The following is a 15542-nucleotide window of genomic DNA, read 5'->3' as shown; positions in this document are numbered from 1 at the left end:
CCAAAATAAAAAATCCCGCTCGGAAGCGGGATTTTTGTATTTCTTAAGTTGAATCTGTATGGCTTAGTAAATCGCCATATGATTGCGATGGATCATTTCCAGCGAACGTGCTTCACCTAACACCTGATGCACTTTGTCCGAGGCCAGACCTTTAATAATGTCTGCTGAACGCGAGCTAAAGTTCACCCGCCCGACAGCCACCCGATGGCCTTGACGATCGACACATTCCACCACATCACCACGCTCGAAATGCCCTTCCACGGCGCGTACACCCACCGGTAACAGGCTACGATGATTTTCCTTGATGGCTTTTACCGCACCTTCATCCAATACCAGACGGCCTGCGGTTTGCAGATGCGCCGCTAGCCATTGCTGATGTGCGGTGATACGATCATTGTCGGTAATAAACAGCGTACCAAGCATTTCGCCATCCATCAGACGGGCCAGTACATTATCACTTTCACCGCTGGCAATTAAGGTTGGACAACCCGATTTGGCTGCTAAACGCGCTGCACGGACTTTGGTCAGCATACCGCCACGGCCAAACTTGCCACCACCACCGGCCATATCGAACAGGCTTTCATCTAAAGCACGTACGGTATGGAACAGTTTGGCATCCGGATTAGAGCGCGGATCAGAATCAAACATGCCTTGCTGATCGGTCAGGATAATCAACAGATCCGCATGTACCTGTCCGGCCACCATAGCTGCCAGGGTATCGTTATCACCAAAACGGATTTCGTCAGTGGAAACCGTGTCATTTTCATTAATCACCGGAATCACGCGCCAGTCAATCAGGTGCTGCAAGGCATCACATGAATTGAGATAACGGCGACGATCTGCCAGGTCATCATGAGTTAATAACACTTGCGCAGTTTTAATGTCGTGTTTTTCCAGCACGCTGGACCAGGTTTGTACCAGACCCATTTGACCAATGGCCGCACAAGCCTGAAGACTGGGTAGATCAGTGGGTCGATTCTCTAGTTTCATTCGAACCATGCCTTCAGCCACAGCACCGGAGGACACCAGAATAATCTCGTGTCCTGCATTATGCAGATCTGCAATCTGATTCGCCCAATGCGAAATTGCATCCAGATCTAAGCCTTTCCCGTTTGCTGTGAGTAAAGATGATCCGATTTTAACAACGATTCGTTTACAACCCTGGAGCTGACGTTGCCCATCTACCACTTCTATCATCTTGTCCTCAGTTACTCTTCATCAAGAGCTTAACGTACGTAATATACTTCCATTTCGCCATCATCTTCATCGTCATCATCGAAGTCATCGCCCTGACCCGCCAGACGTTGCTGACGACGCATTTCACGATAAGCTTCTTTAGCGGCGATGGTTTGCTCGCGTGTTTCAGCTTCAAGCTGGTCACGGAAGGCTTTCATTTCTGCTGCATAGTCTGGATCTTCAACTTCGCGTTCGCGTTGCTGTTCAATCTGATCCATCAGGTAGTACACCACTTCTTTGGTACCTTCAGACATTAGGCCCGAGGTCTGGAATACCGGACCCTCCCATTGCAGTTCTTCCAGAATATGTTTACACCATTCTTCGCGTGAATCTTCCGGTAATTGGTCGAGCTTGTTCAGCACCAAGACTACTGGCAGTTTGGCCAGCGTTGGCGAGAATTTTTCCAGCTCGTTCAAAATGGCACGGGCATTGTGTGCCGGATCTGAACCATCAATTGGCTGTACATCGACAATGTGCAGCAGAATACGGGTACGCGCTAGGTGTTTCAGGAAGCGAATCCCTAAACCAGCCCCTTCTGCGGCGCCTTCAATCAGACCTGGAATATCGGCCATCACAAAAGAACGATGACGATCGGCATCGACCACACCCAGGTTTGGCACCATGGTGGTAAACGGATAGTCTGCAACTTTTGGTTTTGCGGCCGATACTGCACGAATAAAGGTTGATTTACCGGCATTTGGCATACCCAGTAAGCCAACATCTGCCAGCACTTTCAGCTCTAAACGGATTTCGCGGAATTCACCTTTCACACCTGTGGTAAATTTACGCGGGGTACGGTTAGTCGATGATTTGAAGTGAGTATTCCCCAAACCACCATCACCGCCCTGGGCAACCAGTACTTTCTGACCGTCTTCGACCAAGTCAGCAATAATGTCACCAGAATCTGTATCTACAATCGTGGTGCCTACCGGTACTTTCAGCACCACAGATTCACCACCACGGCCAGCACAGTTTGCGCCTGCACCATTTTTACCGCGCTCAGCACGGAATTTACGGGTATAACGATAATCTACGAGTGTACTGGTGTCGTCATCGGCCTGAATATAAATGCTACCGCCACGACCACCATCACCACCATCTGGACCACCAAATGGTACGAATTTTTCACGGCGAAAACTGGCTACGCCATTGCCACCGTCGCCAGCCTCTACGGTAATGACTGCTTCATCAACAAAGCGCATCTTGCCAATCCTCTAAAAACTTTAAAACCGCCTATTCTGCCATATTTTAAAGGATTTCTCGAATAATTTATGCAGCAAATCTATTGTGCTCACAATTCTTTTTACAATTTGTGTGTCGCCATCTAAAAAGCGCAATCTAGCTAAAACCGGACAGCGCTTATTTTTTTCCAAGCATGATATTCAGCAATCAAATGATTGTTTTTTCTTATTTCTATTTTCAGTCCACAACACCTATAGTGTGCTACTCGCTGACTTGAGAAATTGTTATGTCCTCCCCAACCGCCACGCCAGTGCTGTCCCCTCAATTTGTATTACTGATGGCGCTGGCCTGTGGCCTCTGTGCCGGTTCTGCCTATTTTAACCAGCCACTCATTTATTCAATTGAAAAAAGTCTGGGCATTAGCACCAGTCAAGCCGGCTTTGCTGTAGTAGTCGCGCAAATTGGTTATGGTTTAGGACTTATGCTATTGGTGCCACTGGGTGATTTACTCAATAAACGCAAGCTAATTGTTAGTCTGATGGTCTTCGCGGCAATTTCACAAATCCTGCTGTCTTTGAGCAGCAGCCTGTCTGGACTGTATTTCTTTACCTTATGTGCCACTTTTGGTGCGATTTCTGCGCAGGTGTTAATTCCGTTTGCCTCGACCATTAGTCCGCCGGAATCGAGTGCTGCCATTGTCGGTAAACTGATGAGTGGTCTGGTGATGGGGATTATTCTGTCGCGCACCTTTGCCGGTTTTGTATCGACCTACTGGTCTTGGGAAGGTGTGTATTTATCTAGCGGAATACTGACCTTGGGCTTTGCCCTGCTGATGTGGCACAAACTGCCGAATACCGAGCCACAATCCGGTTTAACGGTGACGGGGATTTATCGTTCCTTATTTAAACTGGCGCAGCATCATCCGCATTTAATTCGCCGTGCCTGTGCCGGCGCCTTAGGCTTTGGCATTTTGTCGATGGTCTTTACCTCAATGACCTTTGTCTTGGGCAGCGCGCCTTATCATTTTAGTGATTTTGAAATTGGCCTGTTTGGCTTACTTGGCGTGATCGGGATTTATTCGGCCAGCTGGTCGGGGAAAACCGTGGGACAAGGCAAGGAAAATCTGGTTGCAACGCTATGTATTTCCCTGATGCTGTTGTCCTGTATTCCGCTGTTTTTTGCCCAGCAGAATATTGTGGTCTACGCGATTGGGGTACTGATGAGCTATTTTGGCCTGACCGCATTTCACGTATTAAACCAGAACCTGGTCTATCGGATTGATATTAAAGCGCGTTCAAGAATTAATGCGGTATATATGACCATTTACTTTTCAGGGGCAGCCATTGGTTCACTGGGTGCGGTGTATGCCTGGGAACATTTTGAATGGATTGGCTGTGTGGCACTTGGACTAATCTTTGCGCTTGGCATTTTAGTGATTGACCGTTTTGATTTTAAAAAGATGAAACAGGCTTAAAATATTTTGATCCATCACTGCTCATGACTCATTCATAAGATAAATCCTGCAAGTTCCTTCTCCCTTTGGGAGAAGGCTAGGATGAGGGGCTGTTATGCTGAATGAGAAGTTTAAACTAGCTTATAAAAATATTTCTTTTTATTATTGTTGATCAATTGCATAGCGCATTAACTTCTGACCTAACGCGATAAAAGTATGACCCATTTCTTTTCCAAGCCTAGATACTCGATAATCAATAAACTCGATATTTTTCGACGTTAACCTCCGCGAATAGCTTGAATATAATCCTATTCTTTTATGATTAAATTATTTAATCCTATCCTTTAAGCTTTGATCTCCAGTCGTGTCTTCCAGAAATTGAAAATGAGCCCAACATGTTTGTGCTTAAGTTATGGAATTCGGCTATGAAATAAAAGTCAAAATAATGGCATAGACCACTAAAAGTGACGCGGCCAGATGTTCAGAGGGTTTCATTATTGCTTCCCCACCCGCAACTTAATGTCTATTTTGAAACGCGCGCTTTATTCTCTAAAATCTCAGGCAAACTACGCTCTACCCATCCAATCAAGTAATTTAACTTTTCAGACGCTTGCGAACCCAAAATCGTCAGCTGATATTCTACTTTTGGTGGCACAACGGGATAAACCGTTCTTAATATAAAACCATCTTGTTCCAGCATTTTTAAAGTCTGCGCTAACATTTTCTCGCTCACCCCTTCAATACGCTGCTTTAACTCGCTAAAACGATGTACACCATCACTTAAACAGCGCAGAACCAATACCGACCATTTATTGGTTAAGTGTTCCAAAATTTCACGCGATGGACAATCTATGGATAAAACTTGACCAAGCAATTTACTGGTTTCATAAGCTGACATAAAAATCTTTCCTGTGGGTAATAAGCTTACTTTTTGGTATGTACTTACATTTAGTAAGTTAACAGATTAGTATTTAACCATCAAGATTATTTTTCAAACAATATTGGAGTTAGATATGAATATTGCGATTACAGGTGCAACTGGTCAGTTGGGTCAATTGGTGATCCACCATCTTCTAAATTTAAGTTCAGAACATCACCTTATTGCGTTGGTCCGTAATATTGAAAAAGCCCAGGCACAATTACCGCAAGGCATCGAAATCCGCCACTTCGACTACGACAAAGCTGACAGTTTAAGTACCGCATTATTGGGCGTAGATAAGTTACTTTTAATTTCAGCCAATGAAATTGGTCGTCGTACTGCACAACACCAAGCTGTAATTGAAGCCGCCCAGGCGAGTCAAGTTCCCTATATTGCCTATACCAGTTTGTTAAATGCAGGTCACTCCAGTTTAGGCTTGGCACAGGAACATCGTGAAACTGAAAAATTGATTCAAGAAAGTGGATTGAGCTATACCCTGCTTCGCAACAACTGGTATATCGAGAACTATTTGGGTGCGTTAACCCAAGAGATCCAACATGGCGCAATATATGGTGCAAGTGGGGATGGTCAAATTAGTGCCGCGTCTCGTGACGAATATGCTGAAGCAATTGCACGTGTATTACTCACGGATACCCATCTGAATAAAACCTATGAGTTGGCATCAAGCCAAAGCTTTACTAAGGCTGATCTTGCTCAAGCCATCTCCGAAGTGAGCCAACAACCAGTGCAGTACAATAACTTAAGCCCTGAAGCCTTTGAGCAACTGTTGCTACAGGTGGGCTTAGACAAGGGTTTTGCCAGTTTCTTGGCAGATGTCGATGCTCAAACCCAAAATGGCGTCATGTATAGCCAAAGTCAGGATTTGCAAACGTTACTGGGACGTCCAACCGCAAGCATCACAAGTATTTTGCAGAAACTGATCTAAAGTCAGCTTCAGTTTATGGATGGATCTGGCTCAGTTTCAGATCCATTTTCATATCCAGATTGGCATGTGTGCGTCGCTCAACATTACGCATCGTGGCATTAAATCCAGAAACTTTCTGCAAGGTCATTGGATCATTCAGATTTAATTGCGGCGCAAATTGATGCAGCAAGCGAACCTTTAACAGCTCATGAAATTCCAGACCGACCGGGCCATTAAATAAAATCTTGACCGGCAGCCGATAGGTGCGCTGCAAATGAAACGGCACACTCATTTTAATTGGAATATCCAGCTGTAACGGCAGTTTGGGCAATAACGGATTCTGATAGATTAAATCGGTGCTGGTCTGTAGTGGCATCAGCTGATCAATTTGAATATGGGTTTTATAGTCCACTTTTACATCAATCGGTGTGGTGACCACAAATTGCAGATTGGCCGGATATTTGCCTTCCAAAGGCAATTGCACCTGCTGATCCAGCTGAATTTCAGTATCTAAATGGCCTTGGGTATGGGCCTGTAAATAATTGCCGACCTCAATATGAGTAGGTAAACCTTCCGGTAACAACAACCGCGCTTTTTGGGCATTGACATACATCGAGGCCTGAATATTTAAATACAGCCAGAACAGAAGTGCGACCAGCGCAGCTACAATCAAACCCAACACAAGCTGATGGCGAAGTGAAGAAAACATCTTGCATGCTCCTCTACTCGACCATTTGTACAGTAGTCTGTGGCTGCGCCGTTTCGGCCGTCGCCAGACGGATACTGTTTAAAGGAATATTCAGCTCACCCTGCTCAATCTTAATTGGTAAGGTATTTTTTACATCCACCGAGGCCTTCAGCGCGGTTTGAATTGGCACATTTAAATGACCTTGTACCGGAATCTGGGTATTCAGTGTGGTTTTTAATGGAATATTCAGGTTTTCTTTTAATACAGTTTTTACCGGCGCATTAAATTTTAAATGGACTTTTTGCGCCAGCGGCACATCCATATAAATAGGGACATCCAGCACAATGGGAATGGTGCCTTTGAGCGGCAAACTGATGTCTTTACCCATTAACCTGACTTTGACCTGGGTATCAACCGCCAAGGGCTGGTTAATTTTTAGGGTTTCCCGCACCGGAATGGTGGTACGAATTGGGACATGCGTATCAAAATACACCCGTGGATTTAAGGTTTGGGTCAGCGGAATATCCAGATTTTCCTGAATGGGAATAACCGCATTGACCCGGCCACTGACATTGACATCCAGTGCATCATGAATTTTAACTTCGGCTTGGAGTGCTTCCTGCAAATCAATATTGACCTGCTGGTTTTCGAGCGGAATATAAATCTGAAAATGCCGAAAAATCCATAAGGCAATTGCTACACCTACCATGGCTGCCAGCACCATCAAGATTATGCCGCGGAGCATCAATCTGTTTGGCAACGGTTTATCCTATCTGTCATTTTTGTTTTTCTCGACAGAAATTGTGCCCAAAAATCGTGATACGGTTTGCAATTTTTTGTATAGCGTCTTTGCTTATTATTTTAATGAAAGATAAAAAAGAGCCTCAAATGAGGCTCTTTCTGGTCTGCATTACAAATTAAGCATTTGTTTCAGCAGGAACTTTTGGATAGCTTACGCCGCCCATCTGTTCAGCGATACGCAGTACCTGGCAGCTATAGCCCACTTCGTTGTCGTACCATACATAAGCCGTTAAACGGTTACCTGAAGTGATGGTTGCTTGCGCGTCAAATACACCTGCAGTACGTGAACCGATGAAGTCAGAAGATACCACTTCAGTCGAGTTGGTATAACCGATCTGACCTTGCAGGTTCGAGCTGATTGAGATTTGACGGATGTATTCGTTCACTTCGTCACGCTCAACTTCTTTCTCAAGCGTCAGGTTCAGAATCGCCAGTGATACGTTTGGTGTTGGAACACGTACAGAGTTACCGGTTAACTTGCCTTTCAGCGCTGGAAGTGCTTTCGCAACTGCTTTCGCTGCGCCAGTTTCAGTAATTACCATGTTCAATGTAGCAGCACGGCCACGACGGTCAGCTTTGTGGTAGTTGTCGATCAGGTTCTGGTCGTTAGTGAACGAGTGAACTGTTTCAACGTGACCGTTAAGCACCTTGTATTTGTCGTCTAACACTTTCAAGGTTGGCGTGATTGCGTTTGTAGTACAGCTTGCTGCAGAGATGATGGCATCTTCATCAAGAATGTCGCCCTGGTTTACACCATAAACAACGTTCTTCATGTCACCTTTACCAGGTGCAGTCAGAATGACACGTGCTGCACCTGGGCATTGCAGGTGCTGAGCCAGACCGTCAGCATCACGCCATTTACCGGTGTTGTCGATTACCAGTGCATTGTTAATACCGTATGCAGTGTAATCTACTTCAGACGGGTTAGATGCATAGATCACTTTAATGAACTGACCGTTCGCAATAATTGCTTCGTTTTCTTCATCAACAGAAATGGTGCCAGAGAATGGACCATGGATCGAGTCACGACGTAATAAAGACGCACGTTTTTCCAAATCACCATCTGCAGATTTACGCACTACGATGGCTTTTAAGTTCAAGCCACGGCCAAGACCAGACTGACCAATCATTAAACGTGCCAGGATACGACCGATACGACCGAAACCGTAAAGTACAACATCACGGCCTTCTACAGAAGTTGGACGACCTTCAACCGCTTTGACTGCAGCTGCTACAAATGCATCTGCATCGCCGCCTTGCTCTTTAAAGGCAACCGCAAGTTTACCCAGGTCGATTTCAGCAGTACCAATGTTTTCAACTTTTGCTAATGCTTCAAGAATCGGGAAAGTGTGTACAACTGAAAGCTCAACGTCCATCATACGCGTGAAACGGTGTGCTTTTAAAATCTGAATCACTGAACGGTTAACTAAAGAACGTCCAAATACTGAAACAACAATATTTTTCTCACGGTACAGCTTACCGATCAAAGCGATCATTTGTTCCGCGATTTCTTCACGGTTTTTCCAGCGACCTTGGTGCTCTGCGTGTAGGGCGATGATAGTCTCTTTGCTCACAGATACGTCCTCTAATTAATTGTATATCTAGGCATAAAATTCAAAACCCGACAATTGTAATGGAATTGGCGGCAAGATTGAATCAAAAGCTGTCTAAGACCGCTCTATTTTGCTATATATTCAGTATAAATTTGCAAAATAGTTGTAATTATTTTTATGATTTCGCTCCTAAATCTTTAAAAACCGCTATTTTTCATATAAAAAAGAGTAAGTTATCTGTTTGTTGCTTTATCAGACAAATTTTACCGACTGATAACAATATTTTTTGCTATTCCAGCCGGTCCTGATAGTTCTGGACATTTTTTTGCAAGGCCCGCTCCTGCCGTTTCTGTTTCAGTACATGCAGTACACCTTCAATCACCAGCAGCAATACCGCCAGCCAGATTGGAATGTAGGTCAGCCATTCATCGGCTTCAACACGCTCGCCCAGCATCATTGAGGCGAAAGCCAGCAACACCGGTTCCAGATAGCTAAGCAAACCAAAAATCACAAAAGGCAAATAACGGCTGGCCAGAATATAACTGCCCAAACCTAAGGCACTTAAAAAGCCCAGTCCCAGCACAGCCCAGATCAGATGCGAGTAATTCAACAGCAATGCCATGCTGTCGCTATAAACAAAGCCCAGATAAAACGCGACTGGTAAAATCAGGAACAGATCCCACCAGAAACCGCCTAAATTGTCGGTTTTAAACTGACGGCGTAAAAAGAAATACAAAGGATAAGCCAGCGCCACATACACAGTTTCCCAGGCCACACTGCCAATGCGCCAGATTTCATGTCCGACGCCCAGTACGGCTAGCGCCACCGCCAGCATTTGCCAGCTGGACAGTTTTTCCTTATACAGCACACAGCCAACCAGCACCATCACCAGTGGCAACAGGAAATAACCGAGCGACACTTCCAGACCACGGCCGTTAATTGGCCCCCATAAAAACAGCCACAGTTGCGTGGTACATAAGAACGAACTGATCAGCAGCCACAGCAATAAAAGCGGCTGTTGTAGCACCCGCCTGAAAATCTCGGCCACATGCTTTAAATCACCACTCCACCACATAAACAGGGTGATAAAAGGCAAGGTGGACAGCATGCGCCAGGCAAAAGTTTCTTCACTGTCTAAAGGTTGCAGAAACTGGGTATAGAAATACAGCACACCAAAAGTGACGGATGCCAATACAGACAAAGCAACGCCTTTATACATCTTTCACTCCTGATCTTTGCCGAGCGCTGATTATACTCAGTTCATCTCCGGAAAACTCTGTTCGTGCATGAATTATTGACCGAAAAATAAAAAACCATGCCGGAGCATGGTGTATTTTTAGTAGGAGATTGCTTTAACGGGCTGTCTGTTTGGTGTGAATAATATCATCCAGGTTATAGCCTAAAGATTTGGCATATTCGAGATATTCATTGATCACTTCCGGATTAGCCTGCGGGGTACGCGACAACACCCACATATATTTACGATGTGGCTCACCGACCAGCACAGTCTGATAATCTTCATCCAGTTTTAGTACCCAGTAATCACCGCGACCAATTGGCATCCAGCGGATAAATTCTGGCAAGAAGCTGACTTTCAGTTTGGTATTAAATGGCGCATTTTGTACAAAGGCTTCACCAATGGAGACGGTTTGTTCGCCATTTTTGGTAATGCAGCGATTATCGACCTTGATGTTGCCATTTTCATTTAAGGTATAGGTCGCCGTGACATCCCGATCACATTTATTCTGGAACGACATCGGTTTACGTGCTACCTCATACCAGACCCCTAGGTAGCGATCCAATTCTACTTTTTCAACAGTCGGCAACGGTTCTTTTTGGGCATAAGCCATGGTGGCCAGCCCTAAACCGACCAGCACTGCCCCGCCTACGGCAATTTTTGCCAATTTATAACTCGCTTTAGGGAGATTATTCGTTTTCATCAGGTCACCTTATAGCTTCAATATTGTTCTGGAGTTCTCAGCATACTTGGCTAAATTAACGGTAAATTCAGGTATTTACTGTTGTGTTATGTAAGGAGTTTTTTAACAGTTCTCACACTTTTCTTTACTGCAGCATTTGTGCCTTCAAACGAATAATTTCATCACGCAGACGTGCGGCCTGTTCAAACTGCAATTCTTTTGAGGCTTTGAGCATCTCTTTTTCCAGCTTGGCCACATGCTTGGCAAACAGTTTCGGGTCCGACACGATATGCCGTTCATCCGCGGTTAATGCCAAGGTTTGTGGTGCCATCTGCTCATCAATTACATCTTCTTCCAGCACCTCGCCGGTATCAATTTCTTTAATGACCTGACGCACAGCACTGCGCGGAGTAATACCATGTAGCTGGTTAAATTCAATTTGCTTGGCACGGCGACGTTCAGTTTCATCAATGGCTTTTTGCATGGAATCGGTTATCCGGTCGGCATATAAAATTGCCTTACCGGCAATGTTCCGCGCGGCCCGGCCAATGGTCTGAATCAGCGAACGTTCGGAACGCAGGAAGCCTTCCTTGTCGGCATCCAGAATCGCCACCAGCGAGACTTCTGGCATATCCAGACCTTCACGCAGCAGGTTAATCCCCACCAGCACATCATAAATTCCGGTACGCAGCTCATGAATAATCTTGACCCGCTCGACCGTATCAATATCGGAATGCAGATAGGCCACTTTAATGCCGTATTCTTTTAAATAGGAACTTAAATCTTCGGCCATGCGCTTGGTTAAGGTCGTGACCAGAACCCGCTCGTTTTTATCTTTACGCAGGTTAATTTCCGACAGGACATCATCGACCTGGGTCAGCACCGGACGGATTTCAATTTCCGGATCAATCAAACCGGTTGGACGCACCACCTGCTCGACAATCTGTTCAGCTTTTTCCAGTTCATACTGTGCCGGTGTGGCACTGACATAAATAGTGCTTGGAATAATCCGTTCCCATTCTTCAAATTTCATTGGCCGGTTATCCAGCGCACTTGGCAAACGGAAACCATAATTGACCAGGTTTTCCTTACGCGAACGGTCCCCTTTATACATGGCACCAATTTGCGGCACGGTAACATGCGACTCATCAATAATCAGCAAGGCATCATCCGGCACATAATCAAACAGGGTTGGTGGCGCTTCACCGGCCGGACGACCGGATAAATGACGGGAATAGTTTTCAATGCCATTGGTATAGCCGAGCTGCTGCATCATTTCCAGATCATAACGGGTACGCTGCTCAATACGCTGTGCTTCCAGCAGCTTGTCATGTGCACGGAAAAAGCCTAAACGCTCTTTCAGTTCTTCACGAATGGTTTCAATGGCGCGCTGCAGATGGTCTTTAGGCGTGACATAGTGGCTTTTCGGGTAGATGGTGACGCGTGGCACTTTGCGGATCATTTTGCCGGTCAGCGGATCAAACCAGCGGATCGAATCAACCTCATCATCAAACAGTTCAATCCGGATGGCATTCTGCTCCGATTCTGCCGGGAAAATATCAATAATTTCACCGCGAATCCGGTAGGTCCCGCGCAAAAACTCTAGTTCATTGCGGCTATATTGCATTTCCACCAGCCGGCGGATGATGTCTTCACGTTGAATCCGGTCGCCCTGCACCACATGCAGCAACATGCTCATATAGGCATTCGGATCACCCAGACCGTAAATAGCCGATACCGATGCCACAATAATCGAGTCACGACGTTCCAGTAATGCCCGCGTCGCCGACAAGCGCATCTGGTCAATGTGATCATTAATGGCAGCATCTTTTTCAATAAAGGTATCGGAAGATGGCACATAGGCTTCCGGCTGATAGTAGTCATAATAACTGACAAAATATTCAACCGAGTTATGCGGGAAAAAGGCTTTAAATTCGCCGTAGAGCTGGGCCGCCAGAGTCTTGTTATGCGCCATCACAATAGTTGGCCGCTGTAACTGGGCAATCACGTTGGCCATGGTATAGGTCTTGCCGGAACCGGTTACCCCCAGCAGCAACTGATCATGCATGCCCTTTTGAATTCCCTGCACCAGCTTTTCAATGGCCTGCGGCTGATCTCCAGCAGGTTGATAATGGGTAACCAATTCAAAAGGTTGATGATCACTCACGGATAGCGTACTCATACAGATCGAAAAAAATAGTCTAACAGATTCAGCCTATTATCTGGCTTCAGATTGTAATTTTTGTACACTTTCTTGTCACCGGCAGCATCGGCAAGGTTCTGTTTTTAGTCCGCAGTGCAACTGAAATAAAGACCTTCACCCGCTGCTGTTTGGCACACTCTCACCAGACATACCCAGATCAAAGCAAAATCTTCATGTGAAACAGAAAAACACCCTCGTCTTGTGCTTTTTCACTTGATTCTGCCCCGCTTCACGGGCAACATGAACACAAGGGATCACATAGATTTAATGACAATGACTTACCGATATCATGATGAAAGTATTATTAAAAGCTTGCCTGAAGATACGATTTTTGTCTTTGGCAGTAATCTGGCGGGTGATCATGCCGGCGGTGCAGCGCGCACTGCCCTGCAACACTTTGGCGCCGTGCGCGGCGTAGGGCGTGGCTGGGCCGGACAAAGCTTTGCCATTCCAACCATGAACGAGCATTTGCAGCAAATGCCGCTGTCGCAAATTCAGCACTATATAGATGACTTTAAAACCTATACCAAAAATCATCCGAAAATGAAGTATTTTCTGACTTCAATTGGCTGTGGTATTGCCGGTTATAAAGTCGAGGAAATCGCCCCGATGTTTAAAGGCATTTCCCACAATGTGATTTTCCCGGCCTCCTTCCGGCCTTTTGTCGAGAAATCTTTACCGAAACTGAACCAGCATTTTCTGCATACCATTTTTCGTGATCCGGTGATTTTTGCCAGCAATCCGGATGAGCTGATTGAAGTACTGGCTTTAAATGACAATGAAAAAAGTCTGGCTAAAATTTTGCTGAATACCCAGATGTACCCGACCGACAGCAATGGCCGTGACCGGATTTTTGAAATTGAAGATATTTTATATGGCCTGAAAGGCAAGGTCTTCGAATGGCAAAGCAACTCTGAAGGTTCCATGCTGTTTGGCGGGGTGATTCTAGCCTTACTGGAACTGTATAGTATTAATGAACAGGATTTTGCCGAAGTCTGGCATGGTCAACGTGAAATTACCCCACCGCGTCCGGCGCATCGGGCCAAAAAATAATCCCTCTGTTTAATACCAGAGCAGCCGGCCACTGAGCCGGCTGCTTTTTAATTCAGTGATGCAAATCACATTTATAAAAATAAAAACAATTCTTATCACATAATAAAAAACTTGATTATAATTCTATTTTTCATTCACTAGAATAATCGAGCTTCAGACTATGACAATACTGGACACGCCTGTTTTTACCCTTGCGCCGATTGCCCTGTGGCTGGAAGACTTTAGTGAAATTAAAAAACAGTTTGAGCTGTGGCGCGCACAAGGCATTCAGGATTTACGTGGCTATTTACTGGAAGATCCAAGCCGTGTCATTGAATGTGCCCGTAAAATTAAAATTCTGAGCGTAAACCAGAAAACCCTGGAACTGTATGAAGCCCAAGATCTGCAGCATTTAATTAGCAACCTGGAGCAGATTTTTAAAGGTGATATGGCCAGTACCCATATTGATGAGCTGATCAGCTTGTGGGAAGGTCAAACCGAATTTTCCAGTCAGGCGGTCAATTACAGCCTGAACGGTAAACGGCTGGATATCCAGTTACGCTGCACCGTAGTCCCTTCACATGAGCATGACCTGTCTTTGGTGCTGGTCAGTACCGAAAACATTACCCCTTATACCGCAGCGCGCCGGCAGGCAGATCAGCAGCGTTTACTGGCTGAATCGCGCTTTGTCTATTCTCCCACCTCCTTGTGGGTGGAAGATTTTAGCCGGATTAAAAGCCGGCTCGATCAGCTGCGCCATTTGGGCATAGATGATTTCAATACCTTTTTAGATGTGCATCCGGATTTTATCCAGCAATGTATCCGCGATGTACTGATTATTGATGTCAATCAGGCCACGCTGGATTTATTTGGCGCCCCGGACAAAAACACCCTGCTGCAAAATATTCATAAAATTTTTGCCGGTGAAATGCAGCATACGTTCAGGGAACAGCTGATCGAGCTCTGGAACGGCAATATTCACCATCAGCGTGAAGCCATCAATTATGCGCTGGATGGCAGCATCCGCCATGTATTGCTGCAATTTACCGTATTTCCCGGCTATGAAGAGGACTGGAGCACGGTTCAGGTGGCCTTGACCGATATTACCGCGCGTAAAAAAAGCCGAAAATTATCTGGAATATCTGGGCAAGCATGATGTGCTGACCAAGCTGCTGAATCGCTCGCATTATAGCGAAGAAGTGAATCGCTTAGAGCGCAGCAGTCTACGGCCTGTATCCAGTATCTATATTGATATGAATGGCTTAAAAGTTGTGAATGATGCCTTTGGCCATGATAGCGGTGATGATCTGCTCAGACGCACCGGTGAACTGCTGAATCAGCTTGTCCAGAATACCCAGTACAGTGCCTGCCGCATTGGTGGTGATGAATTTGTGATTTTGCTGCCGGGTGCCGATGAGATTGCCCTGCACAACTGTTTGGCAGGCTTGCAGGAACTGCTGTTAATTGACAGTCAGTTTCATGGTAATCAGATGCTGAATCTGTCGATTGGGTCTGCGACCACACTACCACAGGAAAGTATTGAAGAGATGCTAAAACGCGCCGATCAGGCCATGTACACCCAAAAACGCGCCTATTATGTCCAGTTTGACCGGCGTGAAACCCAGGATTAA

At 45.5% G+C, this 15542-nt stretch carries 12 protein-coding genes and 1 pseudogene; 4 read left to right on the top strand and 9 right to left on the bottom strand.

All coding sequences use genetic code 11. The features are described 5' to 3' along the window. Positions 1 to 63: 63 nt before the first annotated feature. Both proB and cgtA read right to left on the bottom strand, forming a co-directional pair. Positions 64 to 1197, bottom strand: a complete 1134-nt coding sequence (proB, locus tag FTU67_RS01410; protein ID WP_005176735.1) for a glutamate 5-kinase — start codon at positions 1195 to 1197, stop codon at positions 64 to 66. Between the two features lie 29 nt (positions 1198 to 1226). Next, complete coding sequence (cgtA, locus tag FTU67_RS01405; RefSeq protein ID WP_016660051.1) at positions 1227 to 2438, bottom strand: Obg family GTPase CgtA; 1212 nt, start codon at positions 2436 to 2438, stop codon at positions 1227 to 1229. Between the two features lie 266 nt (positions 2439 to 2704). On the opposite strand from cgtA, the gene FTU67_RS01400 reads away from it, so the two are divergent. After that, positions 2705 to 3892, top strand: a complete 1188-nt coding sequence (locus FTU67_RS01400) for an MFS transporter (RefSeq protein WP_180006685.1) — start codon at positions 2705 to 2707, stop codon at positions 3890 to 3892. Positions 3893 to 4394: 502 nt separating this feature from the next. Here FTU67_RS01400 and FTU67_RS01395 read toward each other — a convergent pair. Further along, positions 4395 to 4769, bottom strand: a complete 375-nt coding sequence (locus FTU67_RS01395) for a helix-turn-helix domain-containing protein (protein ID WP_168396279.1) — start codon at positions 4767 to 4769, stop codon at positions 4395 to 4397. Between the two features lie 115 nt (positions 4770 to 4884). Between FTU67_RS01395 and FTU67_RS01390 the strand changes: the two genes are divergently transcribed. After that, a complete protein-coding gene (locus FTU67_RS01390; protein WP_180006686.1) occupies positions 4885 to 5736 on the top strand; it encodes an SDR family oxidoreductase in 852 nt (283 codons plus the stop codon). Positions 5737 to 5749: 13 nt separating this feature from the next. On the opposite strand, the gene FTU67_RS01385 is transcribed toward FTU67_RS01390, so the two are convergent. From FTU67_RS01385 to uvrB, 6 genes are all read right to left on the bottom strand, one after another. Continuing rightward, positions 5750 to 6424 (bottom strand): hypothetical protein, encoded by a 675-nt coding sequence (locus tag FTU67_RS01385; RefSeq protein ID WP_180006687.1) that lies wholly within the window; start codon positions 6422 to 6424, stop codon positions 5750 to 5752. Between the two features lie 13 nt (positions 6425 to 6437). Beyond that, positions 6438 to 7148 (bottom strand): MFS transporter, encoded by a 711-nt coding sequence (locus FTU67_RS01380; RefSeq protein ID WP_373684835.1) that lies wholly within the window; start codon positions 7146 to 7148, stop codon positions 6438 to 6440. Between the two features lie 172 nt (positions 7149 to 7320). Next, a complete protein-coding gene (locus tag FTU67_RS01375) occupies positions 7321 to 8778 on the bottom strand; it encodes a glyceraldehyde-3-phosphate dehydrogenase (RefSeq protein WP_075167798.1) in 1458 nt (485 codons plus the stop codon). Between the two features lie 268 nt (positions 8779 to 9046). Beyond that, a complete protein-coding gene (rarD, locus tag FTU67_RS01370; protein ID WP_168395057.1) occupies positions 9047 to 9976 on the bottom strand; it encodes an EamA family transporter RarD in 930 nt (309 codons plus the stop codon). Between the two features lie 133 nt (positions 9977 to 10109). Next, complete coding sequence (locus FTU67_RS01365; protein WP_005176705.1) at positions 10110 to 10697, bottom strand: lipocalin family protein; 588 nt, start codon at positions 10695 to 10697, stop codon at positions 10110 to 10112. 124 nt (positions 10698 to 10821) lie between these two features. Further along, on the bottom strand, positions 10822 to 12843 hold the full coding sequence (uvrB, locus tag FTU67_RS01360; RefSeq protein WP_180061320.1) for an excinuclease ABC subunit UvrB: 2022 nt from the start codon (positions 12841 to 12843) through the stop codon (positions 10822 to 10824). A gap of 309 nt (positions 12844 to 13152) precedes the next feature. Here uvrB and FTU67_RS01355 point away from each other — a divergent pair, with 309 nt between their 5' ends. Together FTU67_RS01355 and FTU67_RS01350 are read left to right on the top strand one after the other, a co-directional pair. Then, complete coding sequence (locus FTU67_RS01355; RefSeq protein WP_016660041.1) at positions 13153 to 13932, top strand: hypothetical protein; 780 nt, start codon at positions 13153 to 13155, stop codon at positions 13930 to 13932. 160 nt (positions 13933 to 14092) lie between these two features. Continuing rightward, a pseudogene (locus FTU67_RS01350) lies at positions 14093 to 15542 on the top strand (diguanylate cyclase domain-containing protein).

Source organism: Acinetobacter sp. YH12132 (genome assembly GCF_013418645.1).
Classification (GTDB): domain Bacteria; phylum Pseudomonadota; class Gammaproteobacteria; order Pseudomonadales; family Moraxellaceae; genus Acinetobacter; species Acinetobacter indicus.
Note: the sequence above shows the minus strand (reverse complement) of the source record. Positions and strands in the feature narration are given on the sequence as shown.

Bases quoted from the DNA above. Each gene is read 5' to 3' on its own strand.
- proB (WP_005176735.1), bottom strand. From the start codon at position 1,197: ATGATAGAAGTGGTAGATGGGCAACGTCAGCTCCAGGGTTGTAAACGA.
- FTU67_RS01355 (WP_016660041.1), top strand. From the start codon at position 13,153: ATGACTTACCGATATCATGATGAAAGTATTATTAAAAGCTTGCCTGAA.
- FTU67_RS01380 (WP_373684835.1), bottom strand. From the start codon at position 7,148: ATGCTCCGCGGCATAATCTTGATGGTGCTGGCAGCCATGGTAGGTGTA.
- FTU67_RS01365 (WP_005176705.1), bottom strand. From the start codon at position 10,697: ATGAAAACGAATAATCTCCCTAAAGCGAGTTATAAATTGGCAAAAATT.
- FTU67_RS01400 (WP_180006685.1), top strand. From the start codon at position 2,705: ATGTCCTCCCCAACCGCCACGCCAGTGCTGTCCCCTCAATTTGTATTA.
- cgtA (WP_016660051.1), bottom strand. From the start codon at position 2,438: ATGCGCTTTGTTGATGAAGCAGTCATTACCGTAGAGGCTGGCGACGGT.
- FTU67_RS01390 (WP_180006686.1), top strand. From the start codon at position 4,885: ATGAATATTGCGATTACAGGTGCAACTGGTCAGTTGGGTCAATTGGTG.
- rarD (WP_168395057.1), bottom strand. From the start codon at position 9,976: ATGTATAAAGGCGTTGCTTTGTCTGTATTGGCATCCGTCACTTTTGGT.
- FTU67_RS01395 (WP_168396279.1), bottom strand. From the start codon at position 4,769: ATGTCAGCTTATGAAACCAGTAAATTGCTTGGTCAAGTTTTATCCATA.
- FTU67_RS01385 (WP_180006687.1), bottom strand. From the start codon at position 6,424: ATGTTTTCTTCACTTCGCCATCAGCTTGTGTTGGGTTTGATTGTAGCT.